The sequence below is a fragment of the Scytonema millei VB511283 genome (assembly GCF_000817735.3).
Classification (GTDB): Bacteria; Cyanobacteriota; Cyanobacteriia; order Cyanobacteriales; family Chroococcidiopsidaceae; genus Chroococcidiopsis; species Chroococcidiopsis millei_B.
Window position 1 is genome coordinate 385,568 of record NZ_JTJC03000002.1, and the last position, 14,264, is coordinate 399,831.

General features: G+C 42.6%; 13 protein-coding genes. All 13 read left to right on the forward strand.

What is annotated here, in order from left to right; all coding sequences use genetic code 11:
* Window positions 1-2: 2 nt before the first annotated feature.
* The 13 genes from QH73_RS09450 to QH73_RS09510 all read left to right on the forward strand — a co-directional run bounded on the left by QH73_RS09450 (window position 3) and on the right by QH73_RS09510 (window position 14,257).
* Window positions 3-929 carry a hypothetical protein gene (locus QH73_RS09450; RefSeq protein WP_132866858.1) on the forward strand — a complete coding sequence of 309 codons (927 nt, stop codon included), beginning with the start codon at window positions 3-5 and terminating at the stop codon, window positions 927-929.
* Window positions 930-968: 39 nt separating this feature from the next.
* Window positions 969-1,235: an acyl carrier protein gene (locus QH73_RS09455; protein WP_052290169.1), complete on the forward strand. Its 267-nt coding sequence runs from the start codon at window positions 969-971 to the stop codon at window positions 1,233-1,235.
* Window positions 1,236-1,264: 29 nt separating this feature from the next.
* Window positions 1,265-2,161 carry a class-II aminoacyl-tRNA synthetase family protein gene (locus QH73_RS09460; protein ID WP_052290168.1) on the forward strand — a complete coding sequence of 299 codons (897 nt, stop codon included), beginning with the start codon at window positions 1,265-1,267 and terminating at the stop codon, window positions 2,159-2,161.
* 81 nt (window positions 2,162-2,242) lie between these two features.
* Complete coding sequence (locus tag QH73_RS09465; protein ID WP_052290167.1) at window positions 2,243-3,040, forward strand: class I SAM-dependent methyltransferase; 798 nt, start codon at window positions 2,243-2,245, stop codon at window positions 3,038-3,040.
* Between the two features lie 61 nt (window positions 3,041-3,101).
* Window positions 3,102-4,871: a glycosyltransferase gene (locus QH73_RS09470; protein WP_039716627.1), complete on the forward strand. Its 1,770-nt coding sequence runs from the start codon at window positions 3,102-3,104 to the stop codon at window positions 4,869-4,871.
* Between the two features lie 22 nt (window positions 4,872-4,893).
* Window positions 4,894-5,808, forward strand: coding sequence for a polysaccharide deacetylase family protein (locus tag QH73_RS09475; protein WP_236146959.1), 915 nt, complete (start codon window positions 4,894-4,896; stop codon window positions 5,806-5,808).
* Between the two features lie 82 nt (window positions 5,809-5,890).
* A complete protein-coding gene (locus QH73_RS09480; RefSeq protein WP_201278061.1) occupies window positions 5,891-6,937 on the forward strand; it encodes a glycosyltransferase family 2 protein in 1,047 nt (348 codons plus the stop codon).
* Between the two features lie 16 nt (window positions 6,938-6,953).
* A complete protein-coding gene (locus QH73_RS09485; protein ID WP_039716624.1) occupies window positions 6,954-7,886 on the forward strand; it encodes an NAD-dependent epimerase/dehydratase family protein in 933 nt (310 codons plus the stop codon).
* A 99-nt stretch (window positions 7,887-7,985) separates the two neighbouring features.
* Complete coding sequence (locus tag QH73_RS09490) at window positions 7,986-9,185, forward strand: glycosyltransferase family 4 protein (RefSeq protein WP_039716623.1); 1,200 nt, start codon at window positions 7,986-7,988, stop codon at window positions 9,183-9,185.
* A 109-nt stretch (window positions 9,186-9,294) separates the two neighbouring features.
* Window positions 9,295-10,389, forward strand: coding sequence for a glycosyltransferase family 4 protein (locus tag QH73_RS09495; protein ID WP_052290166.1), 1,095 nt, complete (start codon window positions 9,295-9,297; stop codon window positions 10,387-10,389).
* Between the two features lie 88 nt (window positions 10,390-10,477).
* A complete protein-coding gene (locus QH73_RS09500; protein ID WP_039716622.1) occupies window positions 10,478-11,869 on the forward strand; it encodes an oligosaccharide flippase family protein in 1,392 nt (463 codons plus the stop codon).
* 60 nt (window positions 11,870-11,929) lie between these two features.
* Window positions 11,930-12,928 carry a glycosyltransferase family 2 protein gene (locus tag QH73_RS09505; RefSeq protein WP_132866860.1) on the forward strand — a complete coding sequence of 333 codons (999 nt, stop codon included), beginning with the start codon at window positions 11,930-11,932 and terminating at the stop codon, window positions 12,926-12,928.
* 84 nt (window positions 12,929-13,012) lie between these two features.
* Window positions 13,013-14,257, forward strand: a complete 1,245-nt coding sequence (locus QH73_RS09510) for an O-antigen ligase family protein (RefSeq protein ID WP_052290164.1) — start codon at window positions 13,013-13,015, stop codon at window positions 14,255-14,257.
* Window positions 14,258-14,264 lie beyond the last annotated feature (7 nt).

Consider the following 14,264-nt stretch of genomic DNA (forward strand, 5'->3'; position numbering starts at 1 on the left):
ATATGGTTTCAATCCAAAAAGTAGCTCGTTCGATGTATGACGATGTTTCTCCTTTACTTTTAGATTTAAACGATCGCATTAACTGGAGAAATGTTTTTGATTGTAGTTGGCAGAAGGAAGATTATTGCGGTTATGGATTGTTTGATGGCAAGGAAATTGTCGGTTTTTTAGGATTAATTTTTAGTCGTAGAGAGATCGGCGATCGCGTCGAGAATTTTTGTAACATTCATAGTTGGATAGTCAAACCGCAATATAGAGATCGAAGTATCTCACTGATTTTGCCCATTCTGAGGTTGAAAGATTGTACGCTGACAGATCTCAGTCCAGCCCCTAGAGTTATTGAAATTCTGCAAAGTTTGGGATTTAAAAAACTAGATTCAAAGCTACGTGTATTACTACCAATTGGCGGGAGAAATAGGAGTGCGATCGAGAAAGTTAAACTGACTCAAGAAAAATCTCACATAGCAGAGCGACTCTCAAAACAAAATTTCAGATTATTTCAAGATCATATAAATTATTCTAACTGCAATCATTTACTAATTGACAATGGAAAAAATTACTGCTACGTCATATATACTATAGTAAAACAAGCATTTCTTTCACACTGCTACATTCAATACATCAGCAATATTCAAATATTTTCGCAATACAGCGGTGCAATCCGTTCCGAAATAATGCGGCATAGTCGTACTCCTTTAGTTGTGGTAGATTCGCGGCTCATCGCGCCGTTCAAGTTACCATTCAGTTATGATTTACCGTTTAGTTTTCCTAAACTTTACAAGTCGTCTAGCTTAAAGCCAGCTCGAATTGATAATTTATACTCAGAACTTATTTTATTAAATTTCAGCTTGATTCCAAACAACTTACAAGAATTGCGTGCTTTATGGCATGAAACTAAATATTGGCACAGCAGAAGAAATGATTCTTGAGATATTAGTAAATTTTACTAGTGGAATAAGTAAGTAAAAATGATTGTCAAAGAAACTCAAAATATAGGACAGCAGATTCGCCAATTTATCCTGACTGAGTTCCCACAGGCAAACGAGCGATCGCTTAGCGACAACGAAACTTTCTTAGGCAGCGACATTGTTGACTCTTTAGGTATTGTCAAATTAATGACTTTTGTAGAAACTGAATTTGACATAACTGTAGAAGACGAAGACCTTCAACCCGAAAATTTTCGATCGATTGCGAGATTGACCGAGTTTGTGAAAACTAAACTCGCCCAAAAGTAATATTTGACGCTCGGAGGTTTAAGCTAATAATGTCATCGGAAACTTTTGCTTCACTAGAGTCAGAAAATATCTACAGTTGCTTTAATTCTGACGCAGGGCTACTAACCCTACAGGGTTCTCAGGTAGAACTGCGACGGCGACTTGATGCCTTGTTTTGTAGCTGGGCAGAAGTAGTAGGAGCAATTGAGTATTCCTTTCCGCCAGTATTATCGGTTTATTCCCTTGATTTAGCTGACTACTTTAGCTCTTTTCCACACTTAGCTACCCTAACAACGCAAATCGACAGTAACAATGAGGGAATGAAGCGGTTTGTCGATTCCACCAGAAACGAAAGGCTGACCGAAGTAGACCAAAATTACCTCACGCCAGCACGCTACGTATTACCGTCAGCAGCTTGCTACGCAGTTTACAATCACCTGAGCAACAAAAAACTGCAAAATGACCTTTTCATTACCGTTTGTTCCCCTTGTTTCCGCCAAGAGTCAATCTATAAAGCAGGCGAACGACAGTGGACTTTCAATATGAGAGAAATTGTCTGTATCGGTCGCCAAGAGACAGTCCGAAATTTTCTCAATACCTACCGTCAGTTGATTACAGAAATACTCGATCGAGCTAAATTACCTTTTCAACTTCGCGAAGCCACCGATCCTTTCTTTGATAAACGCGACCCCGCTCTAATTTTACAAAAATTAGAACCGCTGAAATACGAATTTCTTTATCGCGATAACTTGGCAATTACTTCGCTCAACTTTCACCGCAAATTTTTTGGCGATCGCTTTAACATTCAAGACTGTAACGGAGAGCCAGCATATACAGGTTGTGTGGCTTTTGGTTTAGAACGCTGGCTTTCTGCTTGCATTCGCGAATACGGTCAAAATTGGGAGAATTTACCTGCTGTTTTAAAATTTTTCTCTCATCGAGCGTGACTGAAGAATAATCTGAGTTAAAAGATTTTTGACTTACTTAAAAAGTTAACCAAATATAACATTTAACAAAGGATATAAATTATGTCAATCGATTTGCTCAATCAAACCTTATATGAAAAGCCGAGTACTGTTAAAGAGTATATATGCACGCAAAAATATTTATGGATAGAAGAAAAAACTATTTTTGAAAAGTACGAGCAGCATATCAAAGATAAGGCAATTCTTGATGTTGGCTGTGGTGGTGGGAGAACGGCGATCGCTCTAAGCGAACTGACCCCAAATTATACAGGGATCGATTATTCGCTGGAAATGGTTAAAGCGTGTCAGAAATGGCATAGTTCTCTAAATTTCCTACACGGTGATGCTAGCGATATGCATATGTTTGATGCGGAGAGTTTTGATTTTATTATTTTTTCCTTTAATGGCATCGATTGCATGTCGCATGAAAAGAGAATAAAAACGTTGGAAGAAATCTACAGGGTTTTAAAAAGTGGCGGAATATTTGCATTTTCCAGTCACAATTTAGACGATCGCAAAATTGTCACTGCCTTTAATAAGTACGACATAAAACGTCCGCGATCGCTCGTGAAAAATGTTCTCAACGTCATGAGTTATTTGAAAGTAAGAAAGTATCAGATACATGCCGATACATATGAAATTCTCAGCGATCCTTTAGCAGGTTTCGGACATTTGACATACTACATTAGAAAGCAAGAGCAGGTAAAGCAGCTTGTAAATGTTGGTTTTCAAAACATTGCTATCCTCAATCGCCAAGCCCAATTTGTTGATGTTGATTCTTTAGACAGAGACAGCGAGTGGTTGCACTACATTTGTCAAAAGCCAATGTCAAAAGCCAATGTCAAAAGTCGATGTCAATAACTAATGTCAAAAATCAACTGTAACGATCGCAATTAAGGCTGTCAACGAAAGTAAAACGCTCATGGACAAACCTCTGGTTTCTGGGATCGTTATCTTCCTAAATGAAGAACGGTTTATTGAGGAAGCAATCGCTAGTGTTTTTGCCCAGACTTACAACAACTGGGAACTGCTATTAGTTGATGATGGCTCCACGGATGGTAGTACGGCGATCGCCCGTCGCTATGCCGAACAATACCCTCACAAAGTTCGTTATCTCGAACACGAAAATCACCAAAATTGCGGTATGAGTGCGGCGCGAAACTTAGGCATTCGTCACGCTCAAGGCGAGTACATTGCTTTTCTTGACGCTGACGACATTTGGCTGCCACAAAAGTTGGAACAGCAAGTTGCCATTCTAGAATCGCAGCCCAAAGCCGCCATGCTTTACGGACGCACTCACTTTTGGTTCAGTTGGACGGGAAACCAGAGCGATCGTCAATACAACTATTTCACCGAATTGGGCGTTGAACCCGACACTCTAGTCCAGCCACCCACACTGCTAAAACTCTTTTTACAAAATGAATCTACCGTCGCATCTACTTGTAGCGTCCTGATCCGCCGCGAGGTATTTCAAAATATTGGTGAATTTGAGCCAGAATTTCGCACCATGTACGAAGATATGGTCTTTTACACCAAAGTCTTTCTTCAAGCGCCCGTGTTTGTCTCAGGGAAATGCTGGGATCGCTACCGACAGCACCCTCAAAGTAGTTGTCGCGTAGCAATTCAGGAGGGAGAGTATAACTCTTTTCACGCCAGTCCCACTCGTGGCACTTTCTTGCGTTGGGTAGAGACTTACTTACGCGATCGCGGTGCTGAGGGAACGCAGGTGTGGAGCGTTCTTCAAACAGAATTAATGCCTTATCGGTATCCGTGGTTGTATTCAGTAGGGCAAATGTTGAGACTGTGGCGACAGCAGGTGAAAAAGGCATTAAAGTCAGCTGGGCGGCGAGTATTATCTAGAGACTTGCTGTACTGGCTGAAATTTCAAAAAAGATTTAGAGGTACGTCACAATTAGGTGGAGTGCGCTTTGGTAATCTCCGCCGTCTCAAACCCGTCAGCCACAACTTCGGTTTCAATCGCGGTTTGCCGATCGATCGCTATTACATTGAAAAATTTCTTGCCAGCCATGCCGATGCCATCCACGGACACGTCTTGGAAGTCAGCGAGAACAAGTACACACTCAAGTTTGGCGGCGATCGCGTCAGCAAAAGCGATGTCCTGCACGTAACTCAGGATAACCTCGCAGCAACAATAGTCGCTGACTTGACCTGTTGCGATGAAGACAGTTTACCCTCAAATACTTTCGATTGCATTATGGTTACGCAAACCCTACCGTTTATTTACGACGTGCGGGCGGCGATCGCGACTCTACACAGGATATTGAAGCCAGGAGGGACGATCTTAGCAACATTCGCTGGCATTAGCCAAGTTAGCCGTAGCGATATGGAAACTTGGGGAGAATACTGGCGATTTACAACCCTTTCAACTCGAAAGTTATTTTCTGAAGCTTTTCCAGCAGACCAGATCGAAGTAGAAGCATATGGCAATGTATTGGCTGCAATGTCATTTTTACAAGGATTAGCCGTCGAGGAACTGCGCCAGGAAGAACTAGACTACTTCGATCCTGACTATGAATTGTTAATTAGCGTAAGGGCAACTAAACCAGAGGTAAATCATGACAATACCTGGAGTGAAAGTACCTGGAGCCAATCGGATACGAGGGTTTGCTCGTCACTGTCGCAACCAACTTCAACCAGGGTCGCTGATCCTGCTCTATCATCGGGTCACTGACGTGAGTTGTGACCCTTGGGGATTGAGCGTAACACCCCAGCACTTTGCCGAGCAATTGCAAGTTTTGCGCCAATATACCCAGCCAACACAATTGCGGCGATTGAGCCAAGATGTAGCAGAAGGCAAACATCATCGCCGTAACGTGGTCGTTACCTTTGACGACGGCTACGCCGATAACCTCCACAATGCCAAACCAATGCTCGAACGCTATGACGTACCTGCGACTATCTTTGTTGCTAGCGGCTATGTCGATCGCGAACGAGAATTTTGGTGGGACGAGTTAGAGCGGCTATTTTTGCAACCTGGATCTTTACCCCAGCAACTAGAGCTAAATATCAATGGCTGTCAATATCAGTGGGATTTGGGAGAATTTGCCAATTACGCCGGATCGACATACCAGCAGCATCGCCATTGGAAAGCAGAACGGGAAGAGCCCCCCACCCCGCGCCAGTTGGTCTATTACGAGATCTGGAAACTACTGCGCGTTTTACCCGCAGGCGATCGCGATCGCATTTTAGATCGACTGCTAGCGTGGGCGGGAATGACAGCAGGTAGCCGTTCGACCCATCGTTCTCTCGCCTTGGCAGAAGTAGCAGCTCTAGAGCGGGGATCGCTCGTTGAAGTCGGCGCTCACACGATCGCGCATCCATTTCTCTGCTCTCTGTCCTTATCTTCGCAGCAAGAAGAAATTTACCACAGCAAAGCTCAACTGGAAGAACTGCTCGGACACGAGGTGACAAGTTTTTCCTATCCCTTCGGCAATTACACCTCAGACTCGGTGGCGATCGTCCGCGATGCTGGCTTTAACTGTGCCTGTGCCACGATTCACGCTAGCGTCCAACGCCATAGCAATCTGTTTGAGCTGCCCCGCATCGAAATTCAAGACTGGAATGGAGAAGAGTTTGCTAGGAGGCTATCGCGTTGGTTCGATGTTTGAACAGTTATCAGTCAAGAGTGACTTGTGGCTGGTGGAACCAGTAGTAAGTGGGGTGTGGGGTGTAGGGTGTGGGGTGTAGGGTGTGGAGATTGTAAATTTCTTTCTTTGCGACTCTCCGCGACTCTCCCTCAGCAACCTGGCGCTCCCGATCGCTCCCTCAGCCTTCTTCCCCGACTCCCGACTCCCGACTCCCGACTCCCGACTCATGCAGCTACTTGTTTCAATTATTACTATATTTTTAAATGCTGAGGATTATATTGAAGAGGCGATCGCCAGCGCGATCGCTCAGTCATACGATGTTTGGGAACTGTTACTGGTTGATGATGGTTCTACGGATGGCAGTAGCAAAATTGCTCGCGACTATAGCGATCGATATCCTGAAAAAATTCGCTATTTAGAACATTCAGGGCATGAAAATCGCGGTATGAGTGCCTCGCGCAATCTGGGGATTCAGCACGCACGAGGGGATTACATCGCCTTTTTAGATGCGGATGACGTTTATTTACCCGATAAAATTGCCCAACAAGTTGCAATTTTAGAGTCTCATCCTGAAGTTGGCTTGGTTTGCGGCAGAACGAAATGGTGGTACAGCTGGACGGGAAACGAGAGCGATCGCTTGCGAGATTTTCTCCAAAAGTATGCATTACCTTTGAATACTGTGATTTCTCCACCTGCCATTCTGATTCTATTTTTAAAAGATGAATGGGCTTCACTTTGCGATATTTTGGTGCGTCGCCAAGCTGTTGAAACTGTCAATGGATATGAAACATCTTTTCGCGGTATGTATGAAGACCAAGCCTTTCATGCCAAACTCTGCTTGAAATATCCAGCTTTCGTATCGAGCCAATGTTGGTATCTCTATCGCCAGCACTCCCAAGCCTGTACTACTGACTCTCACGTTAGTGGCAAAACTCTAGCAGCGCGACAAATTTTTCTGACGTGGCTAGAAGACTATCTTGCTAAGTCAGGATTGCAGCAATCGGAAGTTTGGCGAGTCGTCCAACAGCAACTTTTTCCTTACCGTCATCCCCACCTACACCGACTCTGGTTGAAGTGGCGGTTTGGCATTGTGTGGCGCGGACAAAAGATGTGGAAAAAATTCGGTTCTGTTTTTAATTTTAACTTTTAACTTTTGATTTTTCATTATGCGTTTTATTATTACTGGCGGCGCGGGTTTTATTGGTTCTCACCTAATAGAAACATTATTGACACAAGGTCACGAAGCGATCGCTGTCGATAATTTAATCTCAGGTAAGCGGCAAAATCTGCCACAACATCCGCAATTGATATTTATTCAAAAAGATATTCTTGCTTGCCAACCAGAAGACTTTCCCCATCCAATTGACGGCATCATTCATCTAGCTGCAACTCCATCAGTGACAGAATCTTGGCTGCAACCGTTAGTATCTCACCGTAACAACCTCTCAGCTACCCTAGCTGTGATTCATCTGTGTCAAGCTTTAAAAATTCCCAAACTCGTTTTTGCCAGTTCCGCTGCTGTTTATGGCAAACAGAGGACTTTACCAATTGTGGAAACTCTTACCCCTATTCCCATTTCTCCTTATGGTTTGCAAAAATTGACCAGCGAACAGTATGCCAGTTTGTTTGCAGCGCAGATTGGCTTTTCCTTTATCGGACTGCGGTTATTTAATGCCTTCGGTTCCCGCCAAATTCCAAATTCTCCCTATTCTGGGGCGATCTCGATTTTTGTGGCTGCTATGCAGCAAGGACTGCCGATCGCCATTTATGGTGATGGTACGCAAACGAGAGATTTTATCTATGTCAAAGATGTTGCCGCTGCTTTTACCCAAGCCGCGATCGCTCCTCTCGAACCTGGTTCTACCTACATTTGTAACATCGGTACAGACAATTCTATTTCCCTCAATCAACTTGTAGAAATTTTAAAACAGTGTTTTCCCAATTGGCGATCGGACATAAAATACTTCCCTTCCCGCCTCGGTGATATTCAACACTCCCAAGCCGATATTTCCCAAGCTAATTTACTCCTAAATTTTCAACCGCAATGGTCAGTTGCATCAGGTATGAAAGACTTTGTTAAAGGGAGCAGTTTTCAGTGACCAGTTATCAGTTATCAGTTATCAGTTATCAGCGCTCGAGCAAGTTCTAGCTACCTCTTACCTCTCGCCTCTTAACCAATGACGAATGATAAATGACAAATGACTAAACTATTAATTATTTTTCCTTCTGTAGAAAGGGGTGGGGCGGAGGAATACGCTCTAACTATTGCCGGTGATGCTCGAAAGCAAGGTTGGCAGGTTCATGCAGCTTTTCCTAAAACTCCTCAAACAACTTCTCTCGCTCAAGATTTTCAGCAGCAAAAAATTAGCTATCACTATTTAGAAATAGCTGAAACTTATACTCGAAAACTCAGAACTTTACGTCAATATTTGCCCGATTGCTTGCGAACGCTCTCCTTGTTTTTACAACTTCAACCCGATGCAGTTATCGTCGTTCTTCCTTGGGTAGACCGCAGTTTAGGTACTATTTTTGCTTGCGCTTATTTAAATATTCCTACAGTGGTGGTGTTTCAGCTAGTTCCTTGTCACATTACCTTAAGCCAGTGGCAATTAACACTTTACAATTGGTCGAGAGTTAGAAATCAACAATGGGTAGCTGTTTCCCAAGATAGTCAAAAGTTAGTTGGTAAGATATTCCAGATGCCAGTTAGTGAAGTGAAATGTATCTATAATGGGACGAAATTAGAGGTAGACAAGAAGCAAAGCCTGCAAGAGATTGTAGCGCTGCGCGATCGCCTCCGCCAAGAATTAGAATTACCGTTAACTAGCCGTTTAGTTTTAACTGTCGGTCGGCTGAATCAACAGAAAGGTTATAGCGACCCGATCCCCATTATTCCCGCGATCGTGAAAGAATTTCCTGAAGTCAAGTTTATTTGGGTAGGAGATGGAGAACTGCGATCGCAGTTAGAAGCAGAAGTCAAAGTAACAAAAATCGAAGCATCTGTACTGTTTCTCGGCTATCGAGCTGACATACCACAGTTACTCAAAGCCGCCGATCTCTTTTTATTTCCCAGTCATTATGAAGGATATCCCTTTGCTTTATTAGAAGCAATGGCTGGCGGTCTGCCAATTGTTGCTTCTAATGCTAATCCTATGCCAGAAATAATTACGGATCGGTTAGATGGTTTATTATTTCGTAAGGGCGATCGCCACGATCTTTTAACAAAGCTAAAGTGGGCTTTGCTAAACCCTCTTTTGATGCGAGGTATGGTAGAAAATGCCAAACTGCGAGTTTGCGAATTCTCTGCAACTAAAATGAGTTGCGAAACTCTGAATTTAGTGCAGCAATTAATTAATGTAAAACAGGAGACAGAAAATAGAAAACATAACGCTGCCTGAGTTAACCATTTTTATTCGATGCAGTGCGATCGATAACCAATTATCTCAAGAGAACCATGAATTATTTTAATTATTTACAAATTTCGGTGTTTGACAAAGTGAGAATAATATGCACAATTTAAAGGTGATTTTTCTGCCTTGGTGGTCGAGAAATCCTTATCAGCAGCTTTTAGTAACGCATCTTCAAGCATTGGGCGTAGGCGTAAAAACTTTTAGTAATAATGGAAAAATCTTTCTGACTCCAGAGGTTATCCGCTGGCGACCAGATGTTATTCATTTCCACTCACTATATCCATTCTATCTATCATCAAATCTGCTGGCTTTTGCGCTCAAGTTTCTATTATTTTTTGCTCAGCTCGTATTTTTAAAATTTGTTGGAATTAGAATTATTTGGACGATTCACGATTTAAAAAACCACGAAAACATGCAAGTGCGTGCGGAGCGAATTTATAGTATTTTTTTTGCTATATTTGCCGATGCTATTATTACCCATTGCGTACAAGCAAAACAGACGGTCATTAAATCATTTCATGTCTTCAATAAAAGTAAAGTTTTTGTTGTTTCACATCCCCACTACATCAACTACTATGAAAATAATATAGACCGCGAGACAGCGCGAAAAAAATTAGGTATAACAGATGCCGAACTAATTTTTTTATTTCTGGGATTGATTCGGGCTTACAAAGGCGTTCCCGAACTCATCGATGCTTTCAAGCAGCTACAACAAGACAAAGTTTATTTAGTTATTGCTGGTAAAGCATCTGAGAAATTAACTCAACAGATTCAGCAGCAAGTGCAAGATTGTCACGAAATTAAATTTATTCCTGGTTTTGTAGCTGACGAGCAATTACAAATCTATATGAATGCTTGCGATGCGATGGTACTGCCATACCGAGATATCTTAACCTCGGGTTCGGTAATTTTAGCTATGTCCTTCGGTCGTGCGTGTGTCGCTCCCCGTAAAGGCTGTATCAGCGAAGTGGTCAGTGACTTAGGAGGGTTTCTCTACAATCCAGAAGAAACGGACAGTTTGTTGTATGCTATGAAAGATGCAATTCAACACAAATCTCAGTTGCAACAAATAGGCGATCGCAACCGCCGAGTAGTGGAGCAGTGGAGCTGGGATAGCTTTGCACGCATGACACTACAAATTTATCAGCATCGATCTCGATCGACATCGAGCTTGCGATCGCCCGTAGATTAAATTTTGTCCATACCAAGCGGTTAGCGAGGAAAGACAAAATGTATGGTTTAACAGAGGTTAACTTGTATAGTTTGCTGAGCAGAACGGCATGAGCCTACGTACTCAAGTCATGCGAGGCGGAACATTCTTAGTTCTGCGCCAAGCATTAGGCATGATTCTCTCTTTGGGAGGTGTTTTACTACTTACCCGCATTTTAGGTCCGAAAACATACGGGCTTTACTCTGCCACGCTAAATATTTTTGTCTACGTTCAAAGTCTCAGTCAGTTAGGAATTGAGATTTATCTGGTGCGACAGAAAGATGAAGAAGACATCAAACTTTATCATCAAGCCTTTACCTTGCTGCTCTTACTGGCGATAGGAGGTACTGGCATATCTCTCATAGGGATACCCTTACTACAAGAGTGGGTACGTCTAGAAGGATTTAGCGATGTGGCTCGCGTCATGTTTCTGGGTCTGCCAGTCGTGTTGCTGAGCCAAGTTCCTTTGGCAAGACTAGAGCGACACTTGGATTACAAACAAGTCGCTTTGATCGAACTGAACGGTCAGTTCGTTTACTACTTAGTTGCCCTTCCCCTGGCTTTTCAGGGAGCTGGTGTCTGGTCGCCTGCGATTGGATGGTGGATGCAACAAGTTATGACTCTAGGACTACTTTACTGGCGGGCAGATTATCGCCCTCGTTGGCATTGGCAACCAGATGTGATTCAGCAAATGCTGAGCTACAGCGTTGGCTACTCTGCTTCCTCCTGGGTTTGGCAACTACGTAACCTGGTCAACCCTCTAGTAGTCGGTAGGTATGCAGGTGCGGAAGCAGTAGGATTTGTCGCCTTAGCGATTCGGATTGTGGAAGTCCTGAGTTTTGTCAAAACCGCAACTTGGCGATTGTCGATCGCAGCTTTGGCTCGTCTCCAAGGCGATCCCGTGCGACTCGGTAAAGCAGTGAGCGAAGGTATGAGCCTTCAGATCTTAGCGCTGGGTCCTCTGTTAGTATTCGTTAGTTGGCTCAATCCTTGGCTGATACCGTTGTTGTTCGGTCAGCACTGGTTGCCAGTCATTCAAATCTATCCTTTTATTGCCCTCAGTTACCTCAGCAACGCCGTGTTCAATCTCCATTGTTCTGTGCTTTACGTCTTGCAGCGCAACTGGGAAGTGACAGCTTTTCACTTAGCACACATTATCTTGTTTGCTGGCACGGCGTTGGTTGTAACCTCTCATTTTAATGGCTTCGTTGGATACGGTTGGGGAGAGGTAGCGGCTTTAGCTAGCTATGCCGTTCTCCATGTTTTTGTCGTGCAGCATATTAAACGTCCTACCTATCGCTTACCTATAATTTGGTGGCTAGCTTTGGTAGGAGCTTTATTTATTTACCAATTGGGTTGGTGGTCGGCTTTAGGTTTGATCGCGCTGTTTTGTATGCCTGCTACCTATCGGCAGTTGAAATACTACATCGACAGCCTGCGGCAAGCTCGATCGGAGCGTTAGCATCACTTGACAAAAATCAGTCATAAGTCAGCCATAAGTCAGTTAAAACAAGGCAAATTTATGCGTTTCAAAGTATCCATAATTGTACCCACATATAATAGTGAGGACTATATTGCCAGGGCAATAAAATCTGTATTGCAACAGACAGAATCTCAAGTAGAAATTATTGTGATAGACGATGCTTCTGTTGATGCTACCGTACAAGTGGTACAACAGTATAAGTGCGATCGCCTCCAATTACTGATAAATGATGGCAACCGGGGACCTAGCTACAGCCGCAATCGCGGTATTGCCGCAGCTAGGGGAGAATGGATAGCTTTGCTAGATTCTGATGATTGGTTTGCCCCTGAAAGAATTGAAAAGTTGCTGCAAGTCGCTCTAGCAGAAGATGCAGATGTAGTAGCCGATGACTTATATCTGATTGCCAATCGGGCCAACCAGCCGTGGGGAACGAGATTTTCTGCTCCGCTAGGATTTGGTTGGCGACGACCTAAGTTTCAAGGAGTTACGCAAATCGATGCAGTAGATTTTATTGAAATGGATTTAGGTGTAGTGAAACCCATATTTAAACGTGATTTTCTCGTTCATCATAATTTGAGTTTCGATGACAATTTACGTTATGGAGAAGACTTTCAATTTTATTTGAAAGCTCTCATTTGTGGGGCAAAATTTATCATCCTTCCTCAGCCCTATTATTATTATTGCTCTCGTCCTGGCTCTCTGATTACTGATTATCTAACATGCCAGCAGCAAATGTATGTAGATATCGATCGCTTCCTTCAAGTCGATGCAGTTCAAAAAAACTTTGCTCTAATACGTTCTTTAACAAGAAGATATAAAATCGTTGGAACTCATTTAAGTATTAGTTTAGCTTACAACCAATTAAAAGCAGTGTTTAAAAGCGAAAAACTGTTCGCCGCGATCGCTAAAATTATTACCAATCCTCAGATCGTTGTCCTATCGATTTTACATATCATCAGAAACTTAACACAGCGAGCGGCTCCGCTGTGGGTTGCGCTATCTCGCAATTCAAAAAAAATCAGTTTAAATCGCATATAGAGCGAGTCTTTAGTCACAGTTTTACTAACTACGCGATCGCTATCGAATTTTAAAAACTTAACTTAAAAAGTTAAATTTTTCATAATGAAACTTTTACTTCGTGCGGAAAAGGTATTTACAGTTATATCGTTACTGACTCTGACGGGAGCTTGGTTTCCACGCCTGTATGAAATCGTCAGTGGAGAATCACTGATCGTACTCACATCTGAGGGAGTTGTAGCACTACAAATTCCTTTCTACTCGATTTATATCACTACATTTGCGCTCATATTGCTTCGATGGAAAAAAATTATACAAGCGCTGGTAAAAGGCAAGCTTTTATTATTACTAGTTGCGATCGCGATCGTCTCAATTTTATGGTCAGATGCACCTGCGATTACGCTGCGACGAAGTTTAGCCGTCTCAGGTGCGACTTCATTCGGCATCTATTTAGCTACACGATATAGTCACAAAGAGCAATTGCATCTATTAGCTTGGACTTTTGGAATAGCAGTACTATCTAGTATATTATTTACCATAGCGTTACCAGCTTACGCAATTGTTCCAGACCCAAATAGCGTAGCTTTAGGATCGGTTTGGCAAGGGATATATATCCACAAAAATGTTTTTGGTCGGATTATGACTCTAAGCACAATTGTCTTAGCAATTGTTGCTTTTAGTCCTTCTCAATCTCGATATTTAGCCTGGATCGCCTTGAGCCTTGCAGTCAGTCAAGTGTTACTGTCATTTTCTACTAGTTCTTGGATTATCTTAGCAATTGTTCTAGCACTATTTCCTTTATATCGGGCTTTGCGATGGAACTTTTCTTGGATGTTGCTACTATATATTGCCGTAGCACTATTCTGCGGTAGCTTAGCTGTTCTAATTACGAGCAATTTGGATCTTGTCTTAAATAGTTTGGGAAAAGATTTAACCTTGACTGGTCGAACCAAAGTTTGGTCTGCTGTTATCGACAAAATTGGCGAACGTCCTTGGTTGGGTTATGGATATAGCGCTTTTTGGCGGGGTAATGAAGGAGCATCTGCTTATGTTCGGCTAGCTAGTGGATGGAAAGTAGCTTTCTCTCATAACGGCTTATTAGATCTATGGCTCGATCTAGGATTTATTGGAGTTTCAGTTTACTTAATCGGTTTTTTTAAAGCTTTTACGCAAGCAATAACGTGGATGCGCTGGTCTAAAACATCTTATGGATTATGGCATTTAATCTTGTTAACGTTCATATTTTTAACTAATTTTTCTGAAAGCACAATTTTGAAGTCAAATGATATTTTCTGGGTGTTGTATACAGCAACATACTTTTCGCTGTCACAAAGCTCGATAGATGTTTAGCTTAGCT